Raw genomic sequence first — 1,420 nt, 5'->3', positions numbered from 1 at the left:
GGCTCGGGCTCGTCATGGCTGAATGCGTGGGAGAGTAGACCAGGGTATGTGTGTCCATGCCCGGGTTAATGCTGGCTGAATGCGTCAGGGAGTATAAAGAGGTGTTTGTTTCCACGGCCTGGACCACCTGATACACCGACAGGGCATCCCCAAAATAGGCCGTTACGTACAGGTGTTGCCCGTCGGGGCTCAGGGCAATACCCCGGGCACCGTCCAGTTCATGAGTGTCGTCGTTATGGTAAATACGGGGGTTGGAAAGCGCGCCGTCGCTGGCCACGTCGTACACCGACAGGGCATCCCCCTCATAGGCCGTTACGTACAGGTGTTGCCCATCGGGACTCAGCGTAACATCCCAGGCACCGTCCAGCTCATGAGTGTCGTCGCTGCGGTAAATACGGGGGTTAGAGAGCCCTCCGTCGCTGGCCACATCGTACACCGACAGGGCATCCCCAATATTTGCTGTTACGTACAGGTATTGTCCGTCGGGGCTCAGGGTAACACTCCGGACACGGAGCAGCTCATGAGTGTCGCCGTTACGGTAAATACGAGGATTGGAGAGCGCACCGTCGCTGTCCACGTCGTACACCGACAGGGCATTCCCAAAATAGGCCGTTACGTACAGGCGTTGCCCGTCGGGGCTGAGGGCGACATTCAAAGCACCGTTCAGCTCATGAGTGTCGCCGTCACGGTAAATACGGGGGTTGGAGAGCGCGCCGTCGCTGGCTACGTCGTACACCGACAGAGCACCCCCAGACGTGGCCGTTACGTACAGGTGTTGCCCGTTGGGGCTCAGGGCAACATTCCGGGCACCGAACAGATCATGAATGTCGTCGTTACGATAAATACGGGGGTTGGTGAGCGCGCCGTCGCTGGCCACGTCGTACACCGACAGGGCCCCCCCTAAAAAGGCCGTTACGTATAGGTGTTGCCCATCGGGGCTCAGGGTAATACCCTCGGCACCTTCCAGCTCATGAGTGCCGTCGTTACGGTAAATACGGAGGTTGGAGAGCGCACCGTCGCTGGCCACGTCGTACACCGACAGAGCATCACCGTCAAAGGCCGTTACGTACAGGTGTTGCCCGTCGGGGCTGAGGACGACACCCGCAGCGCCGTTCAGCGCATGAGTGTTGTCGTTACGGTAAATGACCGGGTTAATGAGAGACCCTGGCTCATCAACCACCTCGCCATTGGCAGGTTGCAGTAGGCAAAGGCTGGTGACTGCCAGCTGAGCCATAAAGACACATACACTCTGCCAGCATGGCCAAGGGTTTGTAGAAAAAAACGTGCTTGGTGTTGCCGCTGATGGTTTTGCACTGAATGTCATGAGTCATGGCCTCTTGTACCCGTTGGTTATGGAGGCATCCAGTTCCGGCTCTTCCCAACTCCTTTGGGTGGACATCCAGTGTAGTTCAGTTTTCTG

The 1,420-nt window shown here is 57.9% G+C and carries 1 protein-coding gene; it reads right to left on the bottom strand.

The genetic code is table 11. The features are described from left to right. A partial coding sequence (locus GZ78_RS22965; RefSeq protein WP_034841486.1) for a lactonase family protein occupies positions 1–1,234 on the bottom strand: 1,234 nt, incomplete at its 3' end. Between the last annotated feature and the right edge of the window lie 186 nt (positions 1,235–1,420).

Origin of the sequence: Endozoicomonas numazuensis, assembly GCF_000722635.1 — a bacterium.
In the GTDB taxonomy this organism is placed as follows: domain Bacteria; phylum Pseudomonadota; class Gammaproteobacteria; order Pseudomonadales; family Endozoicomonadaceae; genus Endozoicomonas_A; species Endozoicomonas_A numazuensis.
The sequence above is the reverse complement of the archived record's forward strand: the minus strand, read 5'-3'. Positions and strand labels throughout refer to the sequence as shown.